The sequence below is a fragment of the Cronobacter malonaticus LMG 23826 genome (assembly GCF_001277215.2).
GTDB classification, from domain to species: domain Bacteria; phylum Pseudomonadota; class Gammaproteobacteria; order Enterobacterales; family Enterobacteriaceae; genus Cronobacter; species Cronobacter malonaticus.
Genome location: NZ_CP013940.1, coordinates 103,970 through 126,053, shown reverse-complemented (window position 1 = coordinate 126,053; position 22,084 = coordinate 103,970). Strand labels below are relative to the sequence as shown.

The following is a 22,084-nucleotide window of genomic DNA, read 5'->3' as shown; positions in this document are numbered from 1 at the left end:
CGCGTCCGGTAGCGACACTCTTAATGACCTGAACGGGCAGAGCCTGAAGCATTCCTGCGGCTGTGCCGTTCCACCTGGAAGTATGACGAGTAAGACTCGTCTTATGCTAAGCATAGCCAGGGGATTCTGTTCCCCCTCAGAAAATATGAAACATTCGTCTTTTCTTTAGTGACGGACGTAAAAAAAGAGCGCCGAAGCGCTCTTTTTTAATGTTGTTTATGCCAGCTGACGCAGCATACGCCGCAGCGGCTCGGCAGCGCCCCAGAGAAGCTGGTCGCCGACGGTAAACGCCGAGAGATACTCCGGCCCCATGTTGAGCTTGCGCAGGCGTCCGACCGGCGTGCTGAGCGTGCCGGTGACCGCCGCTGGCGTTAATTCACGCACGGTGATGTCGCGGTCGTTTGGCACCACTTTCACCCAGTCGTTATGGCCCGCCAGCAGGGATTCAATGGTGGCAATCGAGACATCTTTTTTCAGCTTCAGCGTAAACGCCTGGCTGTGGCAGCGCAGCGCGCCGATACGCACGCATAGGCCGTCGACAGGAATGGTTGATGACGTGCCGAGGATTTTGTTGGTCTCCGCCTGGCCTTTCCACTCTTCACGGCTCTGGCCGTTATCGAGCTGTTTGTCTATCCACGGGATAAGCCCGCCCGCCAGCGGTACGCCGAAGTTATCTACCGGCAGCTCGCCGCTGCGGGTAAGCGCCGTGACTTTGCGCTCGATATCCAGAATGGCGGAAGCCGGGTCGGCGAGTTCCGCCGCCACATGCTGTTGCAGCAGGCCCATCTGGGTCAGCAGTTCGCGCATATGGCGCGCGCCGCCGCCGGACGCCGCCTGGTATGTGGCGACCGACGCCCACTCCACCAGATTTTCCGCAAACAGGCCGCCCAGCGACATCAGCATCAGGCTGACGGTGCAGTTGCCGCCGACAAAGGTTTTCACGCCTTTATTCAGCCCGTCGGTGATCACATGCTGGTTCACCGGGTCGAGGATAATAATGGCGTCATCTTTCATGCGCAGCGAAGAGGCTGCGTCAATCCAGTAGCCCTGCCAGCCGCTTTCACGGAGCTTTGGATAGATTTCGTTGGTATAATCGCCGCCCTGGCAGGTCACGATAATGTCCAGCGCCTTCAGCGCTTCCAGATTGTAAGCATCCTGAAGCGTGCCGCCGCCCTGCGCGCCAAAGGTGGGCGCGGGCTGGCCAAGCTGGGAAGTAGAGAAAAAGACAGGACGAATGGCGTCAAAATCGCGCTCTTCCACCATGCGTTGCATGAGTACAGAGCCGACCATACCGCGCCAGCCGATAAAACCAACATTTTTCATAACCCGTGTTCCTGCGAGATGTGCTTTGTGTGCGTGCCGGGAGAACCCCGGAGATACTTTCACCATACAAAATGCAGCTAAAGTGGCAAGTGAAATTAATCAATGATCGCCTGAACATCAGAAACAGAGCTAATCAGGCGTCACGTTTACCGTTATCAGGACGCTTTTATGAATGACATTCTCTCCGCCGCCGTCCTGCTGATCCTGATTATGGATCCGCTGGGCAACCTGCCGATTTTTATGTCGGTGCTCAAGCATACCGAGCCGAAACGCCGTCGGGCGATTATGGTGCGCGAGCTGTTTATCGCGCTGCTGCTGATGCTTATCTTCCTGTTCGCGGGCGAGAAGATTCTGGCGTTCCTGAATCTGCGCGCCGAAACCGTCTCTATCTCCGGCGGCATTATTCTGTTCCTTATCGCCATCAAGATGATATTCCCGAGCCACGAAGGCAACAGCACAGGTCTTCCTGCCGGTGAAGAGCCGTTTATCGTGCCGCTGGCGATCCCGCTGGTCGCAGGCCCGACGCTGCTCGCCACGCTGATGCTGCTGTCGCACCAGTACCCGAACCAGATGGGGCATTTAGTCATCGCGCTGCTGCTCGCCTGGGGCGGCACGTTTGTCATCCTGTTGCAGTCTTCGCTCTTCTTACGGCTGCTCGGCGAGAAAGGCGTCAACGCGCTGGAGCGCCTGATGGGGCTGGTGCTGGTGATGCTCGCCACCCAGATGTTCCTCGACGGCATCCGGGCGTGGATGAAGGGATAAGAAATAAGGGCTTCCGACGGGAAGCCCTTTTTGACGTTTAACAGCTTACGCCAGACGACCATCTACCGAGTATTAATCTCGACTAACCCTCTATTAATAGCACCCAAAACCTGAGCTACGCCTCTTTTTAAAAGCATGTTGTTTGTTATTTTTCACGTGCCGGTTTATAGCAACTGCAATAGGCATCGGTAAAACTATATTCATTTAAAGGGATTATTAAATGGATGAAAGAAACCTTGCTGCATGTGCCTCAATGTCCAAATCACCTTCATGGGGAGTGACAGACATTTTTAAATGGAAGTTATTACCAGCAAAATTTGGTGGTGGCATAAGATACATACAGAAATTTAAAGACTCATGGGTTATTCATAATAAAATAATTATAAGAATGTCTGCAACGCAGTATCATTTGCCTGCGGAGTTCCTGGCTGGCGTATGTTGGATTGAAGTAGGCGGAGATCCTAATTTTATAGATAGAGTGGCCTTCGAAGTAAGAACCTTTGACTGGAGTGGGCCTGACATTTTTGACAGATATCTAACCACCACCAGCCCACCGGAGAAAACTTCATTTGGATTCGTAAGCATACAACTGCGTACTGCGGCGAAAACAATGGCTATAGACTCTTCAACCATGAGCACGACACAGTGGCGCCAGTTGTCAAACTGCCTTGAAAAAGATGCCTATAATATCAACCTGGTTGCCAGGCACCTTCGGCAGTTAGCTGATTATGATAAATTTACGCAAACCTTAAAAAAGGAAGGTATAAGAATTGTAGGTACACGGTATAATAGAGGCGTCGTGCCTACACTGGATGAGATAAAAAGAAACACAAGATACGGCGATTTTATTCTAAAAAACTGGCAGCGTTTTCACTGGCTGATATGGGATTAGTATGAAATATTTTTACAGGATTTTATTGCTCGTACTTTATATATCAGGCATCGCCACGTTATTGATCGTCACCGTGGACAAATACTCATGGATGAGCGAAATGGATCCATCGCTCTCACCTGACATGCTCCCGGTTGATAACGGTTCTGGTGACCGCGGCGTGGTGTCCTTTCTGGCGTTCGTTTTTGCACTGTTAACGCAGGTCATTGCCTTCATTTTTGAAAAAAGCAAAACGTGGAAAACGCTGTCTGTCTTTTGTGCCGCTTTAGCTATTGTGATTTACGTTTTGCGATAAAGATATTCACGCATGGCAGGCAGAGATATCTGCAATAAAAAAACCGCCGGGTCGATCCGGCGGTTTTTTGCATCAGCAGTAAATTAAGAAAGCAGCGTAAACGCAATCATTCCGACAATCGCGCCGGTGGTGCCGAGCAGCGTTTCCATCATCGTCCAGGTTTTTAGCGTTTGCGCTTCGGTGGCGCCGGTGAACTTACCGAACAGCCAGAAGCCGGCGTCGTTGACGTGGCTTACCACAATCGAGCCGCCTGCGATGCAGATCGACAGCGCGGCAAGCTGCGCGCCGGAGAAGTGTAGTTGTTCGATAACCGGCATCACCAGGCCTACCGCCGTCAGACAGGCGACGGTCGCGGAGCCCTGAATAATGCGCACCGCGGCGGCCAGCACAAAGCAGGTCAGCGCAATCGGCAGGCCCATGCCGGTCAGCGCGCCGCCAAGCGCCGGGCCAACGCCGGAATCCACCAGCACCTGTTTGAACACGCCGCCTGCGCCAATCACCAGCAGAATAATGCCCGCCGGTTGCAGCGCCTGGCCGCAGATCGCCATGACTTTCTCTTTTTCCATGCCCTGACGACGCGCCAGGCCATAAATCGCCACCAGACAGGCGACCAGAATCGCGGTAAACGGATGGCCGATAAACTGCAGCCATTCATAGAGCGTCGAGCCTGGCTCGGTAAAACGCGCAGCGATGGTTTTCAGGCCCACCAGCACCAGCGGCAGCAGAATCAGCGAAAGGCTGAAGCCGAAGGACGGCAGTTTGCCTTCGCCGAGGTGCGGCTCGCTGATGTCGTCAGGGATGTGCAGCTCGACATAACGGCTGATGAAATTACCGAAAAGCGGCCCCGCCACCAGCATGCCGGGGATAGCCGCGCACAGGCCGATTAAAATCATCCAGCCAAAATCGGCGTGCATCTGCGAGGCGAGCAGCATCGGCGCAGGCCCCGGCAACAGAAACGCCGCGGCGGCTGCGACGCCTGCAAACAGCGGGATCACAAGCTTCACAAGGTTGGTGCCGGTGTGGCGCGCCATAGAGAACGCGACGCTAATCAAGAGCACAATTGCCACTTCGAAAAACAGCGGCAGCGCGCAAATCAGGCCCGCCAGACCAATGGCGTAATGCGCGCGGCTGTGGCCGAAGGATTTCAGCATTTTGACCGCAATCTGATCGACCGCGCCGGTTTCATGCAGAATTTTGCCAAACATAGCACCCAGCGCCACCACCACGGCCAGAAAGCCGAGCGTGCCGCCCATGCCTTTTTCCATCGTGGACGCGATTTTATCGAGCGGCATGCCGGAAAAAAGCCCGGCCCCGATGGAAACCACCATCAGCGCGACAAAGGCGTGCATGCGCGCCTTCATCACCAGGAACAGCAGAAGCAGAACGGACCCTACTGCCGTTAAAACGAGGGTTAATGTATTCACGACTTACTCGCCTTTGTTGATAAGCGCGATCGTGCTGTCGATAACGTCGTCGAGCGACGGGTTGATATCCACAATCAGCACATCTTTTTCGTCTTCCTGCGGGGCTTCCAGCGCCTCGAACTGGGTGACCAGCATTTGCGGCTTGAAGAAGTGCCCTTTGCGCGCGCGCAGGCGGCTTTCGATCACTTCGAAATCACCTTTCAGCCAGATGAAAGAGAGGTTCGGATTGCCGCTACGCAGAATGTCGCGATAGCGTTTTTTCAGCGCGGAGCAGACGATGAGCGACACTTTATTGGTGCGCTGCATGGCGAAAGCGGCGTCGTTGAGCGCCTGCAACCACGGCGTGCGGTCGTCATCGTTAAGCGGATCGCCCGCCGCCATTTTCATAATGTTGCGGCGCGGATGCAGAAAGTCGCCATCGAGAAACGCGGCTTTCAGACGATGCGCGACTTCGCTGGCGACAACGGATTTCCCGCTGCCGGAAACGCCCATCAGGATATAAATATGGTGATCATGATTGGTCGTGCTCATTGCAGTACTCCCCTGGCAAAGGCATTACGGATAATGTTACGGGTAACTGTTAACGGTAACATTGTCTGGCTCACACTGAAAATTAGCAATTTCCACAGGCGCTCAGCATGAATAAGTGTGAGCCAGTTCAAATTTGTGGGATTAAATCGAACCGCCTGGCGAGAGCGTAAAACCGAGATCGAGCATTTGGGGAGTGACCGTTTCGCCGCGAATGCGCGCCAGCAATCGCTCCGCGCCGATGCGTCCCATGCGTTCGCGCGGCGTAAGCACGCTGGCGAGCTGCGGCTCCATCACCTGGCCGATATCATGGCCGTGAAAACCGGCAATCGCCATATCTTCAGGAATGCGCAGGCCCAGGCGCTGGCACTCGAACGCGGCGCCGATCGCCAGATCGTCATTGGTGCAAAAGATGCTGTCGAGCTGCGGATACTCCCGGCGTGCCTGGCGCAGCAGTTCGCTGCCGGTCGAGAAAGACGAAGAGTGCTCCACCATCACGCTATAAGGCGTCAGGCCCGCGTCAAGCATCGCCTGCTCGTAGCCCTTCTGTTTCATGATGGTGCGCTCGTCGAGGCGCGCGCCGAGATACGCCACGTGGCGGTGGCCGCGCGCGATGATGGCCGCCGTCATCTGGCGGGCGGCGTCGAAGTTATCAAACCCCACGGCGATATCCAGACACGGCGAGACGCTGTCCATCAGCTCCACCACCGGAATGCCCGCCACTTCAATCATCTTGAGAGTGCGCGGCGTGTGGTTGCGCTCGGTTAAAATCAGGCCGTCGATATTCCAGGAGAGCATCGACTCCAGGCGCTCCTCTTCCAGCTCCGGCTTGTAGCCGTAGTGGGCGAGCATGGTCTGGTAGCCGTGCGCGTCAATAACGCTTTCGATACCGCGTAAGACTTCGGCGAACACCTGGTTGGTCAGAGAAGGCAGCAGCACGCCAATGGCGCGGCTGGTCGCGTTAGAGAGAATATCCGGCGCGCGGTTGGGAATGTAGCCAAGCTCATCCAGCGCCGCCGCGATTTTACTGCGCAGCGCCAGCGAGACTTGCTCGGGGTTGCGCAGGTAGCGGCTGATGGTCATTTTGGTCACGCCGACGCGATCGGCCACATCCTGAAGTACCGGTCTTCTCTTTTTCATCGTCCTGAAGGGGGGATAAGGTCATGGGTAATAACCAGTTTATCACGGACGCGCAACAACCTTCCCCTGTTTAGAGGAAGGTTGCGAGAGAGGTTAAGGATTTATCAGACCGGCGGCAGATCGAACAGCAGGATTTCGCTGTCGCTGTCGGCGTGGATAGCAAGCGTCGCTTCATCCCAGATGGCCAGGCCGTCGCTGGTGGTCGCGCGGGTGCCGTTGATGGTCACATCGCCCTTCACAACCTGGATCCAGACGCGGCGGCCAGCGGCAGGCGCATACTCACCGTCTTCGCCATTCAGCAATGCCCAGCGCGACAGTTCCATATCCTGATGCACTTTCAGCGAGCCGTCGCGGGCATCCGGCGACAGTACCAGCTGGCGGCCCTGGGCGGCGTCGAAGCGGCGCTGCTCATAGCGCGGCTCAATGCCGTTTTCAGATGGAATAATCCAGATCTGGTACAGGCGCAGACGCTCGGTGGCGCTCGGGTTGTACTCCGAGTGGCGCACGCCGGTACCGGCGCTCATTATCTGGAACTCACCGGCAGGCACCTGCTCTTTGTTGCCCATGCTGTCCTGATGCTCCACCGCGCCTTCCAGCACGTAGGTCAGGATTTCCATGTCTTTATGCGGGTGAGTACCGAACCCCTGGCCTGCGTCGATCACGTCGTCGTTAATCACCCGCAGGGCGGAAAAGCCCATGAAATTCGGGTCGTAATAGTTAGCGAACGAGAAGGTGTGCCAGGAATCCAGCCAGCCGTGGTTGGCGTGGCCGCGGTCTTGTGCTTTGCGTAAATAGATCATCGTATACCCCCTTAGCGATTTGATGGGGTAAGTGTGGACCTGTTACGTCCGCGATCATAGAGGGTGAAAATTGACTCCTCTGTTCAAATTTTATGAACAAGAACAGAGGAGCCGGTAAACCTTATTTTGCAAGGGTTACGGTAGCGGGAGACGCCTGCTCGAAACCGCGCTCGAGGATCTCAAGGTTCGTGAGCACATCAGATTCTCTGACGTAATTTGGCGCGCCGTTAACGAGGGTATCGTAGAGCGCGTCATAGACGCGGCCATAGTCGCCCACCTCCGGTTTAATCTCTTCGCGCACCGTTTCACCCTGCGCGTTGACATACTCCAGATGCCCGATGCTCTCATCCGCGGCAAAGCCCGGTTCGCCCGGCATAATCCCGGCTTTCAGGCTGGTCTCCTGCTGGTCGATGCCATATTTGATAAACGAGCCTTTTTTGCCGTGGACGATAAATTTCGGGTAGTCGATTTTGACATAGTGGCTGGTTTTTACGATGGCTTTCAGATCGCCATAAAACAGCTGCGCCTCGAAGGTATCGTCCGGGTTCGCTTTGTTGCGCAGGCTGCGGATGTCATAGCTGACGTGATCGGGGCGGCCGAACAGCGAGATAATCTGATCCATCGTATGTACGCCGAGCCCGAAGAACATACCGTCTTCCGGCAGGCCCGGTTTGGTTTCCGCCTCGGGACGGTAGTAGTCGAAATGGCTTTCGATTTCGACAATCTCGCCAAGCTTGCCGCTCTCAATCACTTTACGCGTGGTCAGAAAACAGGCGTCAAAGCGGCGGTTCTGATACGGCGTGACCACAAGCCCTTTGCTTTTCGCCAGATCCAGCAGCAGACGCGCGTCCGCGACGCTTGTCGTGAATGGCTTTTCCACCAGCACGTTTTTCCCGGCTTCCAGCGCGCGTTTCGCATAGTCAAAGTGGCTGTCAGCATGGGTGCAAATCACCACCAGTTTGACCGAGGCGTCGTTCAGGATGTCATCCAGATCGCTCGTAAAGTGAATGTGCTGATAACGCGGGTGGCTTTCCAGCTCCGGTTTAGGGTGACGGCGGAAGATATGCGCGACGTGAAACGTCTCTTTGCGGTGTAAAACGTAGGGAAGATGGTAGCGGGTGGTGCTTTTGCCAAAACCAATAAAAGCGCAATTAATCGTCATTGCCGGTCCTTTTTGCGAGTAACAGATGGCATTAACCATAGATTACCAGGCAAAAAAAAAGCCAGCACCCGGCTGGCTAAGAAATACTGGAAGCAATGTGAGCAATGTCGTGCTTTCAGGATGATCCGTTGGGGTTCCCCCTGAACGCATGACAATAATAATCATTATCATTCGCATGTGTCCAGCCTTTTTTGAAAAAAATTTAGGAATTGACCCGCAGGAAAAAACCCTTGATGTTGAAGATTATTTCATAGGGCGGGTAAGCCACGCGTTCTCGCCTTTCAACCGTCGACCACAGGGAGCACGTCATGAATGAAATCGTCGTAAGACACGCGGAAGCAGAAGATGCGCAGGCGTTGCAGCAGATCCACATGATGTCGGAAGTCATTTACAACACGCTGCAAATTCCGCATCCGTCGCTCGCGATGTGGCGTGAACGGCTTGGCGCGCCGCAGCCGGGGCGTCGTCAGCTGGTGGCGTGCATGGATGGCGAGGTCGTCGGGCATCTGGCCTTAACGGTGGAGCAAAACCCGCGCCGCAGCCATGTGGCGACCTTCGGGATGAGCGTTCACCCTGGCTGTCGCAACCGCGGCGTGGCGTCGGCGCTGATGCGTGAAATGGTTAACCTGTGCGATAACTGGCTGCGCATCGAGCGAATCGAGCTGACGGTGTTTGTCGATAATGCGCCTGCGCTGGCGGTGTACCGTAAATTCGGGTTTGAGACGGAAGGCACCGGTAAGCGTTACGGCCTGCGCAACGGCGAGTATGTGGACGCGTATTTTATGGCGCGGATGAAGGCCGGTTAACCGTTCCAGCGCCGTTATGGGGTGGGTAAATCCGTAGGATGGTCACCATTTACATTGCGCGACACGGCGGGTGCGCGTGGCTTACCCGCCCTACAAACGACAAACAATTGGATGTTTCAATTCGTAGGGTGGGTAAGCGTAGCGCGCCCACCATTTACCTTGCGCGACCCTTTTTGATCATGACGCGGCGGGCGCTACATTAATACCCCGCCGTTAAATCATCGACGCTGCGCGGGTCGGACGCGCCGTAAAGCGCCCCGTCCGGGCCAATCATAATGCTCTGGGTGCTGCCCATCGCCTCTTTCACCGCCACGTTCTGCCCTTTCTCACGCAGCAGTTTCAGCGTATCCGGGCTAAAGCCCTTCTCCACCCGCAGCTCATCGGGCAGCCACTGGTGATGGAATCGCGGCGCGTTGGTGGCTTCCGCCACGTTCATGCCGTAATCAATCGTGTTCACCACCATCTGCAACACGGTGGTGATAATACGGCTACCGCCCGGGCTGCCGGTCACCAGCCATGTCTTGCCGTCTTTGACGACAATCGTCGGCGACATCGACGACAGCGGGCGTTTCTTTGGCCCCACCGCGTTGGCGTCGCCGCCTACCAGGCCATAGACGTTCGGCGTTCCCGGTTTGGCGGAGAAATCGTCCATCTGGTTATTCATCAGAATCCCGGTATCGCCCGCCACAATGCCGCTGCCGAACGTGGTGTTAAGCGTATAGGTCACCGCCACCGCATTGCCGTCTTTATCGACGACCGAAAAATGCGTGGTCTGGTTACTCTCGTAAGGCGCGAGGTTGCCCGGTTTAATCTCTTTCGACGGGCGCGCTTTATTGATATCGATCTGCTGCGCCAGCGATTTCGCGTAGGCCTTGCTGGTCAGCGCCTGCCACGGCACCTTCACGAAATCCGGGTCGCCCAGATACTCCGAGCGGTCGGCGTAGGCGTATTTCTCCGCCTCGGCCATAATCTGCATCGCGTCGGCGCTGCCGAAGCCATATTTATGCAGGTCGAAATTCTCAAGAATATTGAGGATCTGCACGATGTGGATCCCGCCCGACGACGGCGGCGGCATCGAATAGACCTGATAACCGCGGTAGTCGCCGCTCACAGGCGTGCGCTCCACCGCTTTGTAATTCGCCAGATCGGCTTTGGTGATAAGCCCGCCGTTTTTGGCCATCTCATCGGCTATCTGGTCGGCAATCGGGCCTTTATAGAAGGCGTCCGGGCCATCTTTAGCGATAAGCTCCAGGCTCCTGGCAAGATTCGCCTGCACCAGCTTGTCGCCCTTCTGGTACGGATTGCCGTCCTGTTTCCAGAAAATTGCCTTGCTGGCCGGGTGGTTCGGGAGCGTCTCCACGCCGTAAGTTTTTAAATCAATGGCGAGCGCGTCGTTGACCGTAAAGCCGTCGCGTGCAAGCGCAATGGCGGGCTGAATGACTTTATCGAGCGGCATCGTGCCATATTTTTGCAGCGCCAGCGCGAAACCCGCCACGCTGCCCGGCGTGCCGGAAGCGAGATGCGACGTGAGCGATTTTTTGCTGTCGGCGTTGCCCTGTGCGTCGAGGAACATATCGCGCGTGGCTTTTTCCGGCGCCATTTCGCGGAAATCGATCGCCGTCACTTTGCCGTCTTTGGTGCGCAGCATCATAAAGCCGCCGCCGCCGAGGTTACCGGCCTGCGGATGCGTCACCGCCAGCGCGAAGCCCACCGCGACCGCCGCATCCACCGCGTTACCGCCCTGCTTTAGCACATCGACGCCCACCTGCGTCGCTGCCGCGTCCACCGAGGCGACCATGCCGTGTTCGGCACGCACCGGATGGAAGACATCTTCTTCCACGCCATAAGAGACCGGCGCAGGCGCTGGTGCCGCGACAGGCGACGGCGCAGCCCCCGCCGTTAAACAAAAGGTGACCGCCAGCGCCGCTATCACGCTCTGGCGTACGGTTTTCCACTGCATCATCATTATTGTTCTCCGCTTATTATCCGGGACGCTCCCCGCAATAAGTCTGGTTCACAACTCTTAAAAGATCATCGTGCTGTCGCAGAGGAGGTAAACTGAAAAGATCTTCCACAGGGGAGGGAAACACCATGAAACGCTACTTATTGATTGCCGCAGCGCTTCCGCTGGCGGCGCTTGCCCAACCGATCAACGTCATCAATAACCCAAACCAGCCGGGGTATGTGAACCCCAGCCAGCAGCGTTTGCAGACGCAGATGCAAAGCCAGCAGCTTCAGCAGAAGGGGATGCTGAATCAGCAGATCCAGACGCAGAGCCGCCTGCAACAGCAGCAGTTGCAGACCCAGATGAACAATAACGTTGAGCGTATTCAGCAGAACCAGCCGGGAATGCTGAACCCGCAGAGAGAACAGGTGCTGCCGAACACCAATGGCGGCATGCTTAACCGCAGCAGCGGAAGTTCGCAGCACATGCTCAACAGCAACGGCGCGACGCTGAACAGCACCCAGCAGACGCATATGATTGAGCCGCGCCAGAATGGCGATATGCTGCGCCAGAACGGCACCACGCTGAATACGCAGGGTAGCGTCGCGCCTTAAGCGCGAAAATCCGGCCCGATCTCGTCAATCGCATCGGTACAGATGCAGTCCACGCCCCAGGCGAGCAGCTCCAGCGCGCGCCGGGGCGAATTCACGGTATACACCAGAATACGCAGACCGGCGTCTTTCAGTTGCATGACGCGCGCCTGATCCAAAAGCTTATGGTTCAGGTGAATGGAGACGCAGCCAAGACGCGTGGTCAGCGCCTGCCAGTCATCGCGCCACTCATCCAGCAGCAGTCCGCGCGGCAGTTCCGGCGCGGCCTGCTGCGCCGCCTCCAGCGCCTCGATGGAAAACGACGAGAGCAGCGGCGCGGTCATGTCGCGCCAGAGTGCGCGTGCGGCCAGCGCCACCACGCGCCCGGTGTCGGCATCGGTGCCGGTCGTCGGTTTGATTTCGATATTCGCCATCATGCGGTGCTCGCGGCAGCGCTGCGCCACATCGCTCAGCAGCGCCAGTTTCTCGCCTTTAAACGCGCCGCTAAACCAGCTACCGGCGTCCACTTTCAGCAGCTCATCCCAGTTAAGTTCGCCCGCCACACCCCAGCCGTTGCTGGTGCGCTCCAGCGTGTCGTCATGCAGCAGGAAAATCTGGCCGTCTCTCGTGAGTTTGACGTCAAATTCAATCATGGCGTGGCCCAGGCGCGCGCCGGTTTCAATCGCCGCCAGCGTGTTTTCCGGTGCCAGTCGGCCGCCGCCGCGGTGGGCGACGATGGGAGGATATGGCCAGTTGCTCATAAACGTTGTCCTGTTTCACCGTCAAAAAAGTGCAGATGGTTTTCTGGCAGGTGCAGCCACAGCTGGCTGCCCGGCTGCGGACGCTCCTGATGCGCCAGGCGCGCCACCACTTTCTGGCTGCCCCAGCGGCCATGCGCGAGGTTATCCGCGCCCAGCATCTCCAGCGTATCGAGCGGCAACGGCACGCCGCCTGCGGCCTGTGAGCTTAGCGCAATATGTTCCGGGCGGATACCCAGCGTCACCTTGCGCCCCGCGAGCGTTTTATGCAGCCGCCCGAGCGGCAGGGAAAGCCCGCCGTCAACGTCGAAATGGGTGCCTTCGGCATTCACCCGCCCTTCCAGCAGATTCATCGCCGGGCTGCCGATAAAGCTCGCCACAAAGCGGCTGGCGGGTTTTTCGTAGACTTCCACCGGCGTGCCTGTCTGCTCCGCCACGCCTTTGTTCATCACCATCACGCGCTGGGCGAGCGTCATCGCTTCGACCTGATCGTGCGTCACATACAGCGATGTCGTGCGCAGGCGGCGATGAAGCTGTTGCAGCTCAAGGCGCATCTGCACGCGCAGTTTGGCGTCGAGGTTTGAGAGCGGCTCATCGAAGAGGAACACCGCCGGATCGCGCACAATCGCGCGGCCCATCGCCACGCGCTGACGCTGGCCGCCGGAGAGCTCACGCGGGCGACGTTTTAACAGCCCGTCAAGTTCCAGAATCCGCGCCGCTTCTTTCACGCGCTCAGCGATGTGCGCTTTGCCCATGCCGCGAATTTTCAGGCCCCAGGCCATGTTCTCTTCGACATTCATATGCGGGTAGAGCGCGTAGTTCTGGAACACCATCGCGATGCCGCGCTCTTTCGGCTCCATCTCGGTGACGCGCTGGCGGTCTATCCAGATATCGCCGCTACTCACGCGCTCAAGCCCGGCCACCATACGCAGCAGCGTCGATTTGCCGCAGCCGGACGGGCCGACCATCACGATAAATTCGCCATCCGCGACGTCCATCGTCAGCGGCTGAATGACCTGCGTTTTACCGTTGTCCCAGCTTTTGGTGACCGCCTGTAATTTGAGTCCTGCCATCTTATTTCTCGCTATCCACCAGCCCGCGAACAAACGCGCGCTGCATCACTAAAACAATCACCACCGGCGGGATAAGCGTCAGCAGCATCGCCGCCATCACCTGATTCCACTGCGTGCTGCCCTCGCCCACCGAAATCATGCCTTTAATGCCCGCCACCGCCGTGCCGAGCGACGGATCGCTGATAATCAACAGCGGCCAGAGATACTGGTTCCAGCCATAGATAAACGTAATGACGAACAGCGCCGCGAGGTTGGTTTTCGAGAGCGGCAGCACGATGTCGCGGAAAAACCGCATCGGCGACGCGCCGTCGATACGCGCCGCTTCCATCAGCTCGTCAGGCAGCGTCATAAAGAACTGGCGGAACAGAAAAGTGGCGGTCGCGGACGCCATCAGCGGCAGCGTCAGGCCGGTGTAGCTGTCCATCATCTTCAGGTTGGCTATCACTTCCACCGTCGGGAAAATGCGCACTTCCACCGGCAGCATCAGCGTAATAAAAATCATCCAGAAGAAGAGGTTACGCAGCGGGAAGCGAAACCAGACAATAGCGAACGCCGAGAGCATCGACACCGCGATTTTCCCGACGGTAATGCTGAACGCCATGATGAAACTGTTCAGCAGCATCAGCCAGAACGGCGCGCTGTTAGCCCCGACGCCATTAAGCCAAATATCTTTCAGGTTTTCCCACAGGTGCGTGCCGGGAATAAGCGTCATCGGCGTGGCGAACACGGCCTGGTTATCGAGCGTCGCCGCGACAAACGCCACGTAGAGCGGAAAGAGAATGGCGGCGATGCCGAGGATCAAAAGGGTATGGCTGAAAATCGTCAGCCCCGGGCGGTTTTCAATCATTGGTAACGCACCTTACTTTCCACATAACGGAACTGGACCACGGTGAGGATGATCACCAGCACCATCAGCACCACCGACTGCGCGGCGGAGGTGGAGAGATCGAGCCCGGCGAACCCTTCGCGGTAAATCTTGTAAATCAGCGTGGTGGTGGCCTGCACCGGCCCGCCCGCAGTGGCGGCATCGATAACCGGGAAGGTGTCGAAAAAGGCGTAGACCAGATTCACCACCAGCAGGAAAAAGCTCACCGGCGCAATAAGCGGCAGCGACAGTTTAAAGAAGCGGCGCACCGGGCCTGCGCCGTCGATGGCGGCCGCCTCGACCAGCGAGCGCGGGATCGACTGCAACGCCGCGAAGAAAAACAGAAAGTTGTAGCTGATCTGCTTCCATACCGAGGCAAACACCACCAGGAACATTGCCTGGCCGCTGTTTTGCGAGTGGTTCCAGTAGTAGCCCATCTGCTCAAGCACATGGGTAATGAGCCCGCGCCCGGGGTTAAAGAGGAAGATCCACAGCACGGCGGCGATGGCGGGCGCGACGGCGTAGGGCAGCAGCATTAGCGTCTGGTAAAAACGGCTGCCGCGCACCACGTAATCCACAAGAGCCGCGAAAAACAACGATATCAGCAGCCCGCTGACGGTCACCAGCGCGCTGAATTTTATGGTGGTCCAGAAGGAATCGAGGTAGTAGCTGTCGTGAAACAGCTGGGTAAAATTCGCCAGCCCGACAAACTGGCTCGATAGCCCGAATGGATCGATGCTCTGTACGGAATACCAGAGCGCCTCGCCCGCAGGCCAGATGAAAAAGATGACGGTGATAATCAGCTGCGGCGCCAGTAACGCATAGGGCAGCCAGCCTGAACGAAACACCGGACGGGATGATGACATAGAGAAACGCTTTCCTGAAAAATGCCGGGTGCGGCTGCGCCTTACCCGGCCTACTAATCTGGTGCTTTGTAGGGTGGGTAAGCGAAGCGCACCCGCCGTTCGAAACAGCACCCACCGCGCCAACCCGCTACCAGCGGTACGATTTCTGGTGCTTTGTAGAGCGGGTAAGCGAAGCGCACCCGCCGTTCGAAACGGCACCCACCGCGCCAACCCACCACCAGCGGTACGATTTCTGGCGCTTTGTAGGGCGGGTAAGCGAAGCGCACCCGCCGTTCGAAACAGCACCCACCGCGCCAACCCGCTACCAGCGTTACGATTTCGTCGACTGCTCGAAACGGCGCAACAGCTGATTACCACGCTCAACGGCGGAATCCAGCGCCTGCTGCGGGGTTTTCTTGCCGGTCCAGACGCTTTCCAGCTCTTCGTCAACCACGGTACGGATCTGCGGCATATTGCCCAGACGCAGCCCTTTGGTGAACGGCAACGGCGGCTTGTTCAGCATCTGACGCGTCGCGATATCCGCGCCCGGGTTCTTCTCATAGAAGCCCTGCTGGCGGGTCAGGTCATAAGCGGCTTTGGTGATAGGCAGATAACCGGTTTTCTGGTGCCATTCGGCCGCGATTTCCGGCTGTGCGAGGAAGTTCAGGAACTCCGCCACGCCTTTGTACATCTCTTTGTTTTTGCCCTGCATCACCCACAGACTCGCCCCGCCGATAATGGCATTCTGCGGCGCGCCTTTCACGTCGGCGTCGTACGGCATCATGCCCACGCCGTAATTGAATTTGGCGTAGTGGCGGATATCCGCGAGCGAACCGGAAGAGGCGGTGGTAATGGCGCAATCGCCGTTATAGAACTTCTCGGTGGATTCATCCTTGCGCCCGAAGTAGCTGAAATCGCCCTTCTTGTTCAGTTCTTCAAGCAGGGCGATATGTTTCACCTGCTCCGGCTTGTTGAATTCCAGCACCGCGTCAGCGCCGTCAAAGCCGTTGTTTTTGGTGGCGACCGGCAGACCATGCCAGGCGCTGAAGTTTTCAATCTGGATCCAGCCCTGCCAGCCGCTGGCGTAGCCGCACTTCATGCCGGCGGCTTTCAGCTTCGCGGTATACGCCGCGAGATCCTGCCAGGTTTTCGGCGGCTGCTCAGGATCTAAGCCCGCTTTTTTGAACGCGTCTTTGTTGTAGTAGAGCACAGGCGTGGAGCTGTTAAACGGCTGGGAGAGCAGATGGCCGCTTTTCGCGTCGGTGTAGTAACCGGCAACCGTCGGCACAAACTGCGACTCATCGAATTTAATGCCAGCGTCGTTGAATACTTCGTACACAGGCTTGATGGCTTTGGACGCCATCATGGTGGCGGTACCTACTTCGTAAACCTGCAAAATCGCGGGCGCGTTGCCGGTACGGAAAGCGGCGATCCCGGCGGCCAGGCTCTGCTCGTAGTTACCTTTATAAACCGGCTCGATTTTGTACTCCGGGTGCGCCTCGTTAAACCGCTGCGCCAGTGAATTCACTTCTTTACCCAGTTCGCCTTCCATCGAATGCCAGAACGGAATGGTGGTGGCGGCCATCGCCTGGCTGCTCAGCGCCCATCCCAGAGCCACACAAATTGCTGTACGTCGTAACGAAGCTGTCATGTCTGTTATCTCTCTGATTATGCGTCGTTTGAGATGCGCGAAATCACGCGTTTTATGCTCGCGAGCTAACATGACATGCGCGTATGACAGAAAAATAACTGGATAATGACAAGATAGTGACGCGAGAGCGGCAGAGAAATGACGCGCCGGTGATGGTCTGATGACGCAGGTTAATCGCGAAGTTGGGCGCTTGCCCGGCTCACGGGAGAGGTATTAAGAGGCCCGGCATGCATTACGCCGCCGGGCCGCACAGGTGAATCAACCGCCGAGATACGCGCTGCGCACCGCTTCGTTGGCAAGCAGCGCCTCGCCGGTGTCTTCCAGCACCACGTGACCGTTCTCCAGCACGTAGCCGCGATCGGCGAGCTTCAGCGCCTGGTTGGCGTTCTGCTCGACCAGGAAAATCGTCATCCCTTCTTTGCGCAGCTGCTCGATGGTGTCGAAAATCTGCTGGATGATGATCGGCGCCAGACCGAGCGACGGTTCGTCCAGCAGCAGCAGGCGCGGCTGGCTCATCAGCGCGCGGCCAATCGCCAGCATCTGCTGTTCGCCGCCGGACATTGTACCGGCGCGCTGGATGCGGCGCTCGTGCAGGCGCGGGAAGAGATCGTACACGCGCTGAATGCGCTCCTGATACTGCGCGCGATCGGCAAAAAATCCGCCCATCGCCAGGTTCTCTTCCACCGTCATACGGGAAAAGACGCGGCGGCCTTCCGGCACAATCGCCACCGCCTCGCGCATGATTTTCGCGGTCTGCCAGTCGGTAATGTCTTTACCATCAAAGACGATTTTGCCGGTGCTCGCGCGCGGGTCGCCGCACAGCGTGCCGAGCAGCGTGGTTTTTCCGGCCCCGTTCGCGCCGATCAGGGTGACGATTTCGCCCTGGCGGATATGCAGACTGACCTCATGCAGCGCCTGGATTTTGCCGTAGTGCGCGCTCACCCTGTCAAAAGATAACATCACGTTTTCCATCTTATGCCTCACCCAGGTATGCGCGAATCACGTCGGGGTTGTTGCGGATCTGCTCCGGCGTGCCGTTGGCAAGCGGCGTCCCCTGGTTTACCACGTAAATACGGTCCGAAATACCCATCACCAGTTTCATGTCGTGCTCAATCAGCAGAATGGTCGTGTTGTGATGGTTGCGCAGCTCGACAATCAGCTCGTCCAGCTCTTTGGTCTCTTTCGGGTTCAGGCCCGCCGCCGGTTCGTCGAGCATCAGGATCGCAGGCTGCGTCACCATGCAGCGGGCGATCTCCAGGCGGCGCTGGTCGCCATACGCCAGGTTGCCCGCCTGCCGGTTGGCGTGCTGCAAGAGGTTTATACGCTCAAGCCAAGTGGCGGCGCGATCGAGCGCCTCGCTGTGCGCGCGGCGAAACGCCGGGGTTTTCAGCAGTCCCGAAAACAGCCCGGATTTTAGCTGCTGATGTTGCGCCACCAGCAGGTTTTCAATCACCGTCATTTCACGGAACAGACGCACGTGCTGGAAGGTGCGCACCACGCCCATCCGGGCGATCTGCTGGCCCGGCAGCCCTTCGAGATGCTGGTCGCGCAGCATAATGGTGCCGCCGGTCGGTTTATAAAAACCGGTCAGGCAGTTGAACACCGTGGTTTTACCGGCCCCGTTCGGGCCAATCAGCGAGACGATTTCACGCTCGCGCAGCTCAAGAGAGACATTGTTGACGGCAAGCAGGCCGCCAAAGCGCATCATCAGGCCGCTGACGGATAATAAAGGCTGACTCATGCCTGCTCTCCTTTACTGCTCACACCATTTTTCAGTTTCAGCTGCGGGCGCGTCATTGGCAGCAACCCTTGCGGACGCCAGATCATCATCAGCACCATCAGGCCGCCCAGCACCAGCATGCTGTATTCGTTCAAATCACGCATTAACTCGCGCGAGACCACCAGCAGAATAGCCGCCAGGATCACCGCAAACTGCGAGCCCATGCCACCCAGCACCACAATCGCCAGCACGAATGCCGATTCCGCGAAGGTGAACGATTCCGGGCTGACAAAGCCCTGGCGTGCCGCGAACAGCGTTCCGGCGAAACCTGCGAACGCGGCGCTGATGGTAAACGCCGTCAGTTTGATGCGCGTCGGGTTCAGGCCGAGCGAACGGCAGGCGATCTCATCCTCACGCAGCGCCTCCCAGGCGCGGCCGAGCGGCATACGCAGCAGACGGTTAATCACAAACAGTGAGAACACCACCAGCAGCAACGCCACCAGATAGAGCCAAATCACGCGGTCGCTCGGGTCATACTTCACCCCAAAGAAGTTGCTGAAAGTGTCCCAGCCGCCTTCGCGCGCGGTGCGGCTGAACTCCAGTCCGAAGAAGGTCGGTTTCGGGATCTGGCTGATGCCGTTCGGGCCGCCGGTAATCTCCGTGTTATTCAGCAGAAGAATACGCACGATCTCGCCAAAGCCTAAGGTCACTATCGCCAGATAATCGCCGCGCAGGCGCAATACCGGGAAGCCGAGCAGGAAACCGGCGGCGGCAGCCACCAGGCCCGCCAGCGGCAGACAGGTCCAGAAGCCCAGGCCGTAATAGTGGTTCAGCAACGCGAAGGTATAAGCGCCGATAGCATAAAAACCGCCGTAGCCCAGCACCAGCAGGCCGGACAGCCCGACCACCACGTTCAGGCCGAGGCCCAGAATCACGTAAATCATGGTCAGCGTGGCGATATCCACCGTTCCGCGCGACACCATAAACGGCCACGCCACGGCGACCAGGAGCAGCGCCACCAGGAACAGTTTCTGTTTCACCGTTGAGCCGTCAATCGCCGGCAGAATAAACTTCGGCCCGGAGACGTTTTTCAGGCCCTTCTGGAACAGCGGACGCAGGAGCTGGAATAAAAAGACCACGCCGGTGCCGATGGCGATCCACTCCCAGCGAATGCTGTCGGCGGTATCAACCACAAGACGCGTACCGTCCAGCTCCAGCTGAACGCCCATAAAAATGCCTGCCAGCAGGAAGAACATGGCGGCGGCCAGCAGCGCCGCCACAAAATGCATAGGTTTCATACTTTTTCTACCTCCGGGCGACCCAGAATACCGGTCGGCATCACCAGCAAGACGCCGATCAACAGGGCAAACGACACCACGTCTTTATATTCCGTGCTCAGATACGCCGAGCAGAGCGATTCGGTGACGCCCAGAATCAGGCCGCCAATCATCGCGCCAGGAATACTGCCGATGCCGCCCAGCACCGCCGCGGTGAAGGCTTTCATCCCGGCCATAAAGCCGATGTAGGGGTTAATCACGCCGTAGAACTGACCGAGCAGCACGCCCGCCACCGCCGCCATCGCCGCGCCAATCACAAAGGTCAGCGCGATAACGCGGTCGGTATTGATGCCAAGCAGGCTCGCCATTTTCAGATCTTCAGCGCAGGCGCGGCAGGCGCGCCCCATGCGGGAGTAGCGGATAAACAGGGTGAGCGCGAGCATTGCGATAAAGGTCACGACCCAGATAACCAGCTGCATGGTGGTGATGCTGGCCGCGAAGTTTTCGCTGCTGCCGATGGTCCACTGGCCGTTAAAGAGGCTCGGGAGCGCGACGTCGCGCGAGCCTTGCGTCAGGCTGACGTAGTTTTGCAGGAAGATAGACATCCCGATGGCGGAGATTAGCGCAATCAGGCGTTTGGAGCTGCGCACGGGGCGATACGCCACGCGTTCGATGCTCCAGCCGTAGGCGCTGGAGACAACAATCGCGCCGATAAACGCGGCGCCAACCAGCAGCCAGCTGGCGTCAATGCCCATCATCATCAGCGCGGCGATGATCATGAATGACACGTAGCTGCCAATCATATACACCTCGCCGTGAGCGAAGTTGATCATGCCGATAATGCCGTAAACCATGGTGTAACCGATGGCGATCAGCGCGTAAGTACTGCCCAGCGTGACGCCGTTAAACATCTGCTGCAGAAAATAGAGAAACTGCTCGGACATAACGTAACCTTATTAAACCCTGCGGGACGAAGCGCCAGCAGGCGGGATGAATATCGGGTGTGCTTTACTACGACTCGTTATGCAGAACGGTTAACGACCCGTTGGTATGCCGCTCAAAAACCTCAGAGACAAATCCTTTCAGATCGCTTTTTTCATCCCAGTTCAGCGGCCCGGTTACGACATTCGCGGCGGGCACGGCGCTGTTAACGCCATGCCCTGCCGCCGTGTTGACGGTCATTGCATTGACTGCCTGAGATAGCGCCAGCGCAACCATCCCCGCAAGCCAGCGCTTTGCGTTGCTGTTCATTCTCAGAATCCCCGTTCGTGATGTGTGTGTTGCTGATTAGTTTTATTATGGTTAAAAAATATTCTGTCGTTTTAATAGACAACGCTACTTTTACCTGTCTCTTTAATGAGTTAGCGTGCTTTTTAGCGAAACTATAATTAAAACATCTATTTTTCAGTCTATTAAGCAAAGATAATATTCTGAAATATACCCGAGATAAACAAAAAAAAGCGCAGCGGCCAGCATAAAATATCGGCATTATTAGCCAGATAAAACGCTACCTTTCAGGGTTATATGCTGGTTAAAATTCATTCCCCGCGCTTTCAAGCTACCTAATGAATAAGACAAAAACTAATCAGCTACCGAATAGATCTTGCCAGGGCGTCCAGCGGCCCTGAAAAATCGGGTAAACTCAGAGATTCATCCCTGGCGGAAAGGCTGTTATGAAACTCACCATTCTTCGTCTGCATACCCTGAGCGAACAGGACAAAATCGACCTCGCGAAAATCTGGCCGGAATATCCTTCTGAATCGTTACGTCTTGATGAGAACCATCGAATTTACGCCGCGCGTTTTAACGACCGGCTGCTGGGCGCGGTGCGCGTGACGCTGCGCGGCACCGAAGGCGCGATGGATTCCCTGCGTGTGCGCGAAGTGACGCGCCGGCGCGGCGTCGGGCATTACCTGATTGAAGAGACGATCCGCGATAACCCGTCGATGACGGAGTGGTGGGTGATGGATATTGGCGTGGAAGATTACAACGTGATGAATGCGTTTATGCAGACGCTGGGATTTGCGGCGCAGCAGGATGGCTGGGTGAAGCGGTTGGAGCCGTGAGGCGGACGTAGCTATTGATAAAAAGGCAGGTGCGCTGCGCTTACCTGCCCTACAACCCCTTCAATTTCCGGCCGTAGGGCGGGTAAGCCTGCGCACCCGCCGGGTTTACCTGTAAGGCAGGTGCGCTTCGCTTACCTGCCCTACAACTCCCTTCAATCTCCG

At 57.3% G+C, this 22,084-nt stretch carries 23 protein-coding genes; 6 read left to right on the top strand and 17 right to left on the bottom strand.

Annotated features, from left to right (window positions below):
- Window positions 1-216: 216 nt before the first annotated feature.
- The gene (gene asd, locus AFK66_RS00560) at window positions 217-1,323 is read right to left on the bottom strand and encodes an aspartate-semialdehyde dehydrogenase (RefSeq protein ID WP_007778857.1); all 1,107 of its coding nucleotides are present in this window, start codon (window positions 1,321-1,323) and stop codon (window positions 217-219) included.
- 168 nt (window positions 1,324-1,491) lie between these two features.
- Here asd and AFK66_RS00555 point away from each other — a divergent pair, with 168 nt between their 5' ends.
- From AFK66_RS00555 to AFK66_RS00545, 3 genes are all read left to right on the top strand, one after another.
- A complete protein-coding gene (locus AFK66_RS00555; protein ID WP_004388017.1) occupies window positions 1,492-2,085 on the top strand; it encodes a YhgN family NAAT transporter in 594 nt (197 codons plus the stop codon).
- Window positions 2,086-2,305: 220 nt separating this feature from the next.
- Window positions 2,306-2,977, top strand: a complete 672-nt coding sequence (locus tag AFK66_RS00550) for a hypothetical protein (RefSeq protein ID WP_230582683.1) — start codon at window positions 2,306-2,308, stop codon at window positions 2,975-2,977.
- Window position 2,978: 1 nt separating this feature from the next.
- On the top strand, window positions 2,979-3,272 hold the full coding sequence (locus AFK66_RS00545; RefSeq protein WP_007778859.1) for a hypothetical protein: 294 nt from the start codon (window positions 2,979-2,981) through the stop codon (window positions 3,270-3,272).
- 83 nt (window positions 3,273-3,355) lie between these two features.
- Here the strand turns inward: AFK66_RS00545 and gntU are convergent, their stop codons facing one another.
- The 5 genes from gntU to AFK66_RS00520 all read right to left on the bottom strand — a co-directional run bounded on the left by gntU (window position 3,356) and on the right by AFK66_RS00520 (window position 8,326).
- Window positions 3,356-4,696 (bottom strand): gluconate transporter, encoded by a 1,341-nt coding sequence (gntU, locus tag AFK66_RS00540; protein WP_007778863.1) that lies wholly within the window; start codon window positions 4,694-4,696, stop codon window positions 3,356-3,358.
- 3 nt (window positions 4,697-4,699) lie between these two features.
- Window positions 4,700-5,227: a gluconokinase gene (gene gntK, locus AFK66_RS00535; RefSeq protein ID WP_004388013.1), complete on the bottom strand. Its 528-nt coding sequence runs from the start codon at window positions 5,225-5,227 to the stop codon at window positions 4,700-4,702.
- A 141-nt stretch (window positions 5,228-5,368) separates the two neighbouring features.
- On the bottom strand, window positions 5,369-6,364 hold the full coding sequence (gene gntR / locus AFK66_RS00530) for a gluconate operon transcriptional repressor GntR (protein ID WP_004388012.1): 996 nt from the start codon (window positions 6,362-6,364) through the stop codon (window positions 5,369-5,371).
- 104 nt (window positions 6,365-6,468) lie between these two features.
- Entirely contained in the window at window positions 6,469-7,164 is a 696-nt protein-coding gene (locus AFK66_RS00525; RefSeq protein WP_004388011.1) for a pirin family protein, read from the bottom strand.
- A gap of 121 nt (window positions 7,165-7,285) precedes the next feature.
- On the bottom strand, window positions 7,286-8,326 hold the full coding sequence (locus tag AFK66_RS00520; RefSeq protein WP_023897837.1) for an oxidoreductase: 1,041 nt from the start codon (window positions 8,324-8,326) through the stop codon (window positions 7,286-7,288).
- Between the two features lie 308 nt (window positions 8,327-8,634).
- Between AFK66_RS00520 and yhhY the strand changes: the two genes are divergently transcribed.
- Window positions 8,635-9,132 carry an N-acetyltransferase gene (yhhY, locus tag AFK66_RS00515; RefSeq protein ID WP_007778888.1) on the top strand — a complete coding sequence of 166 codons (498 nt, stop codon included), beginning with the start codon at window positions 8,635-8,637 and terminating at the stop codon, window positions 9,130-9,132.
- 199 nt (window positions 9,133-9,331) lie between these two features.
- On the opposite strand, the gene ggt is transcribed toward yhhY, so the two are convergent.
- Window positions 9,332-11,098: a gamma-glutamyltransferase gene (gene ggt, locus AFK66_RS00510; RefSeq protein WP_007778890.1), complete on the bottom strand. Its 1,767-nt coding sequence runs from the start codon at window positions 11,096-11,098 to the stop codon at window positions 9,332-9,334.
- 125 nt (window positions 11,099-11,223) lie between these two features.
- On the opposite strand from ggt, the gene AFK66_RS00505 reads away from it, so the two are divergent.
- Complete coding sequence (locus AFK66_RS00505; RefSeq protein ID WP_007778893.1) at window positions 11,224-11,691, top strand: DUF2756 family protein; 468 nt, start codon at window positions 11,224-11,226, stop codon at window positions 11,689-11,691.
- Here AFK66_RS00505 and ugpQ read toward each other — a convergent pair.
- The 10 genes from ugpQ to AFK66_RS00455 form a co-directional block, all read right to left on the bottom strand.
- Complete coding sequence (gene ugpQ / locus AFK66_RS00500) at window positions 11,688-12,428, bottom strand: glycerophosphodiester phosphodiesterase (RefSeq protein ID WP_007778896.1); 741 nt, start codon at window positions 12,426-12,428, stop codon at window positions 11,688-11,690. The two genes, AFK66_RS00505 and ugpQ, sit on opposite strands and share 4 nt — an antisense overlap.
- Complete coding sequence (locus AFK66_RS00495; protein WP_007778898.1) at window positions 12,425-13,498, bottom strand: sn-glycerol-3-phosphate import ATP-binding protein UgpC; 1,074 nt, start codon at window positions 13,496-13,498, stop codon at window positions 12,425-12,427. The genes ugpQ and AFK66_RS00495 overlap by 4 nt, the downstream gene beginning before the upstream one ends.
- A gap of 1 nt (window position 13,499) precedes the next feature.
- Complete coding sequence (gene ugpE / locus AFK66_RS00490; protein ID WP_007778900.1) at window positions 13,500-14,345, bottom strand: sn-glycerol-3-phosphate ABC transporter permease UgpE; 846 nt, start codon at window positions 14,343-14,345, stop codon at window positions 13,500-13,502.
- Window positions 14,342-15,229, bottom strand: a complete 888-nt coding sequence (gene ugpA, locus AFK66_RS00485) for a sn-glycerol-3-phosphate ABC transporter permease UgpA (protein ID WP_023897835.1) — start codon at window positions 15,227-15,229, stop codon at window positions 14,342-14,344. The genes ugpE and ugpA overlap by 4 nt, the downstream gene beginning before the upstream one ends.
- Before the next feature lie 310 nt (window positions 15,230-15,539).
- Entirely contained in the window at window positions 15,540-16,859 is a 1,320-nt protein-coding gene (ugpB, locus tag AFK66_RS00480; protein ID WP_029464278.1) for a sn-glycerol-3-phosphate ABC transporter substrate-binding protein UgpB, read from the bottom strand.
- A 258-nt stretch (window positions 16,860-17,117) separates the two neighbouring features.
- Window positions 17,118-17,831, bottom strand: a complete 714-nt coding sequence (livF, locus tag AFK66_RS00475; RefSeq protein ID WP_007778906.1) for a high-affinity branched-chain amino acid ABC transporter ATP-binding protein LivF — start codon at window positions 17,829-17,831, stop codon at window positions 17,118-17,120.
- 1 nt (window position 17,832) lies between these two features.
- Window positions 17,833-18,600, bottom strand: a complete 768-nt coding sequence (gene livG, locus AFK66_RS00470; protein WP_007778908.1) for a high-affinity branched-chain amino acid ABC transporter ATP-binding protein LivG — start codon at window positions 18,598-18,600, stop codon at window positions 17,833-17,835.
- Entirely contained in the window at window positions 18,597-19,877 is a 1,281-nt protein-coding gene (locus AFK66_RS00465) for a high-affinity branched-chain amino acid ABC transporter permease LivM (RefSeq protein ID WP_007797171.1), read from the bottom strand. Before AFK66_RS00465 ends, livG begins: the two co-directional genes overlap by 4 nt.
- On the bottom strand, window positions 19,874-20,800 hold the full coding sequence (gene livH, locus AFK66_RS00460) for a high-affinity branched-chain amino acid ABC transporter permease LivH (RefSeq protein ID WP_004384851.1): 927 nt from the start codon (window positions 20,798-20,800) through the stop codon (window positions 19,874-19,876). Before livH ends, AFK66_RS00465 begins: the two co-directional genes overlap by 4 nt.
- A gap of 67 nt (window positions 20,801-20,867) precedes the next feature.
- Complete coding sequence (locus AFK66_RS00455) at window positions 20,868-21,107, bottom strand: hypothetical protein (RefSeq protein WP_007778914.1); 240 nt, start codon at window positions 21,105-21,107, stop codon at window positions 20,868-20,870.
- A 422-nt stretch (window positions 21,108-21,529) separates the two neighbouring features.
- Between AFK66_RS00455 and panM the strand changes: the two genes are divergently transcribed.
- Window positions 21,530-21,922 carry an aspartate 1-decarboxylase autocleavage activator PanM gene (gene panM / locus AFK66_RS00450; protein ID WP_004384849.1) on the top strand — a complete coding sequence of 131 codons (393 nt, stop codon included), beginning with the start codon at window positions 21,530-21,532 and terminating at the stop codon, window positions 21,920-21,922.
- Window positions 21,923-22,084: the final 162 nt, after the last annotated feature.

Coding starts and splice junctions, on each gene's coding strand:
- AFK66_RS00545 (WP_007778859.1), top strand. CDS start 2,979: ATGAAATATTTTTACAGGATTTTATTGCTCGTACTTTATATATCAGGC.
- gntR (WP_004388012.1), bottom strand. CDS start 6,364: ATGAAAAAGAGAAGACCGGTACTTCAGGATGTGGCCGATCGCGTCGGC.
- livF (WP_007778906.1), bottom strand. CDS start 17,831: ATGGAAAACGTGATGTTATCTTTTGACAGGGTGAGCGCGCACTACGGC.
- AFK66_RS00495 (WP_007778898.1), bottom strand. CDS start 13,498: ATGGCAGGACTCAAATTACAGGCGGTCACCAAAAGCTGGGACAACGGT.
- ggt (WP_007778890.1), bottom strand. CDS start 11,098: ATGATGATGCAGTGGAAAACCGTACGCCAGAGCGTGATAGCGGCGCTG.
- AFK66_RS00505 (WP_007778893.1), top strand. CDS start 11,224: ATGAAACGCTACTTATTGATTGCCGCAGCGCTTCCGCTGGCGGCGCTT.
- AFK66_RS00465 (WP_007797171.1), bottom strand. CDS start 19,877: ATGAAACCTATGCATTTTGTGGCGGCGCTGCTGGCCGCCGCCATGTTC.
- yhhY (WP_007778888.1), top strand. CDS start 8,635: ATGAATGAAATCGTCGTAAGACACGCGGAAGCAGAAGATGCGCAGGCG.
- ugpQ (WP_007778896.1), bottom strand. CDS start 12,428: ATGAGCAACTGGCCATATCCTCCCATCGTCGCCCACCGCGGCGGCGGC.
- gntK (WP_004388013.1), bottom strand. CDS start 5,227: ATGAGCACGACCAATCATGATCACCATATTTATATCCTGATGGGCGTT.
- AFK66_RS00455 (WP_007778914.1), bottom strand. CDS start 21,107: ATGAACAGCAACGCAAAGCGCTGGCTTGCGGGGATGGTTGCGCTGGCG.
- AFK66_RS00550 (WP_230582683.1), top strand. CDS start 2,306: ATGGATGAAAGAAACCTTGCTGCATGTGCCTCAATGTCCAAATCACCT.
- ugpB (WP_029464278.1), bottom strand. CDS start 16,859: ATGACAGCTTCGTTACGACGTACAGCAATTTGTGTGGCTCTGGGATGG.
- AFK66_RS00520 (WP_023897837.1), bottom strand. CDS start 8,326: ATGACGATTAATTGCGCTTTTATTGGTTTTGGCAAAAGCACCACCCGC.
- livG (WP_007778908.1), bottom strand. CDS start 18,600: ATGAGTCAGCCTTTATTATCCGTCAGCGGCCTGATGATGCGCTTTGGC.
- ugpE (WP_007778900.1), bottom strand. CDS start 14,345: ATGATTGAAAACCGCCCGGGGCTGACGATTTTCAGCCATACCCTTTTG.
- panM (WP_004384849.1), top strand. CDS start 21,530: ATGAAACTCACCATTCTTCGTCTGCATACCCTGAGCGAACAGGACAAA.
- AFK66_RS00555 (WP_004388017.1), top strand. CDS start 1,492: ATGAATGACATTCTCTCCGCCGCCGTCCTGCTGATCCTGATTATGGAT.
- ugpA (WP_023897835.1), bottom strand. CDS start 15,229: ATGTCATCATCCCGTCCGGTGTTTCGTTCAGGCTGGCTGCCCTATGCG.
- livH (WP_004384851.1), bottom strand. CDS start 20,800: ATGTCCGAGCAGTTTCTCTATTTTCTGCAGCAGATGTTTAACGGCGTC.
- asd (WP_007778857.1), bottom strand. CDS start 1,323: ATGAAAAATGTTGGTTTTATCGGCTGGCGCGGTATGGTCGGCTCTGTA.
- AFK66_RS00525 (WP_004388011.1), bottom strand. CDS start 7,164: ATGATCTATTTACGCAAAGCACAAGACCGCGGCCACGCCAACCACGGC.